This is a genomic window from Devosia equisanguinis, assembly GCF_900631955.1.
GTDB lineage: Bacteria > Pseudomonadota > Alphaproteobacteria > Rhizobiales > Devosiaceae > Devosia > Devosia equisanguinis.
Genome location: NZ_UZWD01000061.1, coordinates 1 through 4,942, shown reverse-complemented (window position 1 = coordinate 4,942; position 4,942 = coordinate 1). Strand labels below are relative to the sequence as shown.

General features: G+C 65.0%; 7 protein-coding genes. 3 read left to right on the top strand and 4 right to left on the bottom strand.

All coding sequences use genetic code 11. The annotated features are described in order from the left end of the window. The first annotated feature begins 211 nt into the window (after positions 1–211). The 3 genes from DEVEQU_RS18940 to DEVEQU_RS18930 are packed head-to-tail and all read left to right on the top strand — an operon-like array spanning position 212 to position 2,927. A complete protein-coding gene (locus tag DEVEQU_RS18940) occupies positions 212–1,363 on the top strand; it encodes a CaiB/BaiF CoA transferase family protein (protein ID WP_126152171.1) in 1,152 nt (383 codons plus the stop codon). Next, positions 1,360–2,484 carry an extracellular solute-binding protein gene (locus DEVEQU_RS18935; protein ID WP_126152170.1) on the top strand — a complete coding sequence of 375 codons (1,125 nt, stop codon included), beginning with the start codon at positions 1,360–1,362 and terminating at the stop codon, positions 2,482–2,484. The genes DEVEQU_RS18940 and DEVEQU_RS18935 overlap by 4 nt, the downstream gene beginning before the upstream one ends. After that, on the top strand, positions 2,484–2,927 hold the full coding sequence (locus DEVEQU_RS18930) for a MaoC/PaaZ C-terminal domain-containing protein (protein WP_126152169.1): 444 nt from the start codon (positions 2,484–2,486) through the stop codon (positions 2,925–2,927). Before DEVEQU_RS18935 ends, DEVEQU_RS18930 begins: the two co-directional genes overlap by 1 nt. Here the strand turns inward: DEVEQU_RS18930 and DEVEQU_RS18925 are convergent. The 4 genes from DEVEQU_RS18925 to DEVEQU_RS18910 form a co-directional block, all read right to left on the bottom strand. After that, on the bottom strand, positions 2,924–3,403 hold the full coding sequence (locus DEVEQU_RS18925; protein ID WP_126152168.1) for a MarR family winged helix-turn-helix transcriptional regulator: 480 nt from the start codon (positions 3,401–3,403) through the stop codon (positions 2,924–2,926). The two genes, DEVEQU_RS18930 and DEVEQU_RS18925, sit on opposite strands and share 4 nt — an antisense overlap. Positions 3,404–3,450: 47 nt before the next feature. After that, positions 3,451–3,813, bottom strand: coding sequence for a response regulator (locus DEVEQU_RS18920; RefSeq protein WP_126152167.1), 363 nt, complete (start codon positions 3,811–3,813; stop codon positions 3,451–3,453). Between the two features lie 69 nt (positions 3,814–3,882). Further along, entirely contained in the window at positions 3,883–4,278 is a 396-nt protein-coding gene (locus DEVEQU_RS18915) for a hypothetical protein (RefSeq protein ID WP_126152166.1), read from the bottom strand. 34 nt (positions 4,279–4,312) lie between these two features. After that, positions 4,313–4,663, bottom strand: coding sequence for a hypothetical protein (locus tag DEVEQU_RS18910; RefSeq protein WP_126152165.1), 351 nt, complete (start codon positions 4,661–4,663; stop codon positions 4,313–4,315). Positions 4,664–4,942 lie beyond the last annotated feature (279 nt).

Sequence of the window (4,942 nt, the reverse complement as noted above, 5' to 3'; positions counted from 1 at the left end):
GTGATCCACTGATGGACCCCCTCCCTCAATCCCTCCCCTCAAGGGGGAGGGAGGCGCGAGAGGAGAAGGCCGTTGCAAGAACGTCCAGAGCAAACATTGCGCCGCCCGGAGAAGAGCCGCGTCGCGTCTGGGGCGACACTGCAGCATTTGCCACCTGCCAGGCGCCCTCCCCTGAGGCGCCGACTTTTCATATTCAAGGTAACGACTTCCGATGACCACCACACCGCTTCTCGATGGCATTACCATTGTCGATATGTGCCAGTTTCTGTCCGGACCCTATGCCAGCCTGCGCTTGCAGGATCTGGGGGCGCGGGTGATCAAGATCGAGCGGCCGGATGGGGGTGATCTCAGCCGGCGGCTTTATCTCAGCGACACCGAAATCGGTGGCGACTCGACGATCTTTCACGCCATCAACCGCTCCAAGGAAAGCCTGGCGCTGGACCTGAAAAAGCCCGAGGACGTGGCGGCGCTGAAAAAGCTGATCGGCAAGGCCGATGTGGTGCTGCAGAATTTCCGTCCCGGGGTGATCGAGCGGCTGGGGCTGGACTACGAGGCGGCAAAGGCGATCAATCCGGGCATCGTCTATGCCTCGATCACCGGCTATGGCGGCGAAGGGCCGTGGGTGGACCGGCCGGGACAGGACCTGCTGGCCCAGGCGCGCTCGGGCGTGATGTGGCTCAATGGCGATGATGACCAGGGGCCGGTGCCATTCGGGCTGGCGATTGCCGACATGCTGGCGGGCGCGGCGGTGGCCCAGGGGGTGCTGGCGGCGCTGGTGCGCAAGGGCATTTCGGGCCAGGGCGCGCATATCGAAACGAGCCTTCTCGAAGTGCTGGTGGACTTCCAGTTCGAAGTGCTGACAACCCATCTCAATGACGGCAAGCGCCCACCCAAGCGCAGCGATTTCCGCTCGGCCCATGCCTATCTGTCGGCGCCCTATGGGGTCTATCCGACCGCCGACGGGTATATCGCGATCGCCATGACGCCCCTGCCCCGGCTCGAAGCGCTGCTGGAGATCCCGGCGCTGGGACAATTTGCCGATCCCAAGAGCTGGTTCAGCCAGCGCGACGCGATCAAGCGCCTTCTGGCCGAACGGCTGGCGACGGCACCGACGGCCCATTGGCTGTCCATCCTCGAGCCAGCCGATATCTGGTGCGCCAAGGTGCTAGACTGGCCGGAGCTGATGGCCAGCGAGGGTTTCAAGGCGCTCGATATGTTGCAGACGGTGAGGCGCGAAGATGGCGTGTCCATCGAAACGACGCGCTCGCCGCTGCGCGTCAACGGAGTGCGGGCGCGCACCAGCCGCGCGGCGCCGTTGATCGGCGAGCAGAGCGCCAGGATCCGGGCGGAGTTCGGGCTATGAGCGTGGTGCTGAAGGGCATGACCTGGCGTCATCCGCGCGGCTATGACCCGATGGTGGCGACCGCGGCGGAGTGGGCGCGGCAGACCGGGGTGGTGATCGAGTGGGAGCAGCGGAGCCTCCAGGATTTCGAGACTTTTCCGGTGGAGGAACTGGCGCGGGAATATGACCTGATCGTCATCGACCATCCCCATGTCGGGCAGATCACCAAAGAGGGGTGCCTGGCGCCGCTGGATGTGCCGGGGCGCGAAGCGGAGCGGGCGGCAATGGCGGCGCATAGCGTCGGCCAGTCCTATGCCAGCTACGACTTTGCCGGGCATCAATGGGCGTTTCCGATCGACGCGGCGGCGCAGGTGCAGGTCTATCGGGCCGACAAGCTGGCGACGCCGATCCGTCACTGGGCCGAGGCCGGGGCGCTGGCACAGGATGGGCTGGTGATCCTGCCGATGCGGGCGCCGCATTCGCTGATGAGCTTTTATACGCTGGCGGCCAATCTGGGCACGCCCTGCACGCATGAAGGACCCGCGCTGATCGGGCGCGAGGCGGGCATGCGGGTGATCACCATGCTGCGGTTCGTGACCGACTATATCGGGCGCGAGCAGTTCGACATGGACCCGATCGCGGCTTCGGAGCTGATGGCGACGAGCGACCGGTTCTGGCTGATGCCGCTGGGCTATGGCTATCTCAGCTATGCGCTGGAGGGGTTCCGGGCGCATCGGCTGAAGTTCGCCGATATTCCGGTGGCGGGTGAGAACGGGCCGGAGGGATCGGCGATTGGCGGGACCGGGATCGCGGTGTCGGCGTTTTCCCGGCACCGGGATGCGGCCATCGACTATGCCTATTGGGTAGCGAGCGGCGCGGTGCAGAAAGGGCTTTATGCGGCCTCGGGCGGGCAGCCGGGGCATGGCTTGGCCTGGGAGGATGACGGGGTCAATGCGCCGGTGGACGGATTTTATCGCGATACGCGGGCAACGCTGGAGGGCGGCTGGCTGCGGCCGCGCCATGACGGCTATATGGCGTTCCAGGACGGGGCCTCGAAGCGGCTCAACCAGGGGCTGCTGGCGGGCGAGGATGCCGGGAGAATCGTCGACGCAATCAACCAGATGTTCAGGGAGAGCTTTTGATGGAACGGCCACGCCATTTCGAGGACTATGTGCTGGGCGAGATGCGCAGGACCTATGGCCGGACCATTACCGAAACCGATTTCGTGGTGCACGCCGGTCATACCGGGGATTTCTTTCCGCACCACATGGATGCCGAGGCGATGAAGGACAGCCCCTGGGGGCAGCGGATCGCACACGGGACCATGACCTTCGCCATCGGCATCGGGCTGACCGCCAGCGAGATCAACCCGCTGGCCTTTTCCTATGGCTATGAGCGGCTGCGCTTTCCCAAGCCGGTGTTCATCGGCGACACCATTCATACCGAGCTGACCATTACCGGGCTCGAGCCGGATGCCAAGCGGCCGGGCCATGGGCGGATCATCGAGCAGGTGCGGGTGCTGAACCAGCGCGGCGAGACGGTTCTGGCCTGCGACCACGTCTATCTGGCCAAGCGGCGTGCCTAATCGGCGCTGTCGTCGTCGGCGAGGGACAGGACTTCGCCTTCGGCACTTTCGGCGCCGCCGGTGTGCAGCGCTGAGATGATGCGCCCCAAGGCGGCGGCGACGATGCGGGCATCGCGCTCGGGCATGCCGGCAAATTCGGCATCGACGGCACGCAGGGGATCGCGGGCGATCAGCGCCCTGCCCTCCTCGGTCAGGTCGAGCTGCTTGGAGCGGTGATGGCCGGCCATGCCGGCTTCGACCACGAGGCCCTTGGCGACCAGAGTGCGCACGGTGCGGTTGACCGGGCCGGCGGCCATTTGCTGAAACCGCGCCAGCTTGGAGGCGGTGCGCTCGGCCGGGGAAGCGGCGGCGAGATAGCGCAGCGCCGTCCACTGGGCGGGATAAAGCCCATCCGCATGCCCGGCCGAATGCAGCGAGCGCGCGGCCAGCTCGAACAGGCGCGTCATGGCGGAAACGGTGACAGGCTTGTCGGCCAAGGCGCGCGGCCTCCTCAGGAACGGGATGGAGTCGTCGACCCCTTCTGTTAGGCAGGTTTGTCGAGGGTCGCAAGCAGTTCGGCTTCATCGAAGGGCTTGATGAACACCCGCTCGGCGCCCCAGACCTCGGAGATCAGCGCCGCCGCCTCGATGGGCAGGCGCGGACCGCCGCCGGTCATGACGAAGATGCGCAGGTCCGGCTGTTCCTGGCGGATCTGGCGCAGGACGCCCAACCCATCGCCCTCAGGCATCCACAGATCCAGCAAGGCCGCGTCGAAGCGCTCGGCGCGCAGCCGGGCCAGCGCGGCACGGCCGGTGGTGGTGAGCGCGACGCTGTGGCCGGCCGAGGTGAGCGCCAGCTCCAGTGACACGCGCATAACCTCGACATCGTCCGCTACCAGGACCCGCATGTCTTGCCTCCCTCGCTGGGCATTTCGATCGCTTGATACACCAATCGGCTGCCGCTGCCGACTGGCCGATCAATGCATCTGGCAGGGCAGAAGCGTGAAATAGCGATAGATGTCCTTGGCTTCGAGGAAATCGCCGGTGGCGGAAATCTCGGTGCCCGGCTTCATCAGCGCGAAGCGATCATATTCGGCGGTATTGTCACGCGGAAAGCCGCAACTGACTTCCCAGCTGATGGTGTCGGGATGATCGAAGGCGACATAGACCATGTCGCCATAGCCGGTATCGATGAAGCGATTGAAGGTGCCGGTGACGGTTATGGTCTTGCCGCGGAAGGTGGCGGTAAGGCCGGCTGCGTCGAGCTCGAGCCCCTGCTCGGCAATCTCGAAGGCCGTGTAGGTCTCCTGCGCCTGGGCGGCGGCATTGAAGGCAACGACGAGCGCAGTGGCGCAGACGATGGAGCGAAGCATGGAAACCTCCTCGGCAGTGCGGTGTTGGTGGAGATCAGGGGTGCGGCCAGCAGCCCATCAAGGCACCGGCATCGTTGTACCAGTAGAGAACGCCATTCTCGGCTTCGCCATAAACCTCGAAACTGTCGAGCAGCGGCCCTTCAACCGGCTGGATACGGCTGCCCTCATACGACAGGGCGCCCGAGCCATTGGAATTGTTATCCACCGGCTCCCAGGCGGTATTGGTGGTCTGAAAGCTATAGGTGTCGCCGGTGATCTCGAGCAGGCCCAGGGGAATGTCGCCATTGGCCTTGCACGCCCAGACGCCATCGACGCCATCGGCAAAGGCGGGGCCGGCAACCATGGCGAGGGTCGGTATGATGAAGAGTTTCAGCAGGTGACGCATGGCTGGTTTCCCTCTTTATTAGCTCAGTGAGTTTATAATGAGGGCGAAGAGGGAGTCAATGGCGGACGGTTGGGATGGGGAGAGAGACCCTCGGGTCGAGCCCGAGAGCGGCGTGGTGATCGTTGCATCTGTCGCGCCATAACCCGACCCTGCCCTCAAGGGAAGGGAGGCCCAGGAGCACCGTAACCGGTCGTCAAAACGCCCAAAATGAACCCTCCCCGCTCAAGGCGAGGAGGGAAGAAGCCGACGTTTGGTCCGGGGGACGGCTTAGTTGCGGGT

Bases quoted from the DNA above. Each gene is read 5' to 3' on its own strand.
- DEVEQU_RS18940 (WP_126152171.1), top strand. From the start codon at position 212: ATGACCACCACACCGCTTCTCGATGGCATTACCATTGTCGATATGTGC.
- DEVEQU_RS18935 (WP_126152170.1), top strand. From the start codon at position 1,360: ATGAGCGTGGTGCTGAAGGGCATGACCTGGCGTCATCCGCGCGGCTAT.
- DEVEQU_RS18930 (WP_126152169.1), top strand. From the start codon at position 2,484: ATGGAACGGCCACGCCATTTCGAGGACTATGTGCTGGGCGAGATGCGC.
- DEVEQU_RS18920 (WP_126152167.1), bottom strand. From the start codon at position 3,813: ATGCGGGTCCTGGTAGCGGACGATGTCGAGGTTATGCGCGTGTCACTG.
- DEVEQU_RS18915 (WP_126152166.1), bottom strand. From the start codon at position 4,278: ATGCTTCGCTCCATCGTCTGCGCCACTGCGCTCGTCGTTGCCTTCAAT.
- DEVEQU_RS18910 (WP_126152165.1), bottom strand. From the start codon at position 4,663: ATGCGTCACCTGCTGAAACTCTTCATCATACCGACCCTCGCCATGGTT.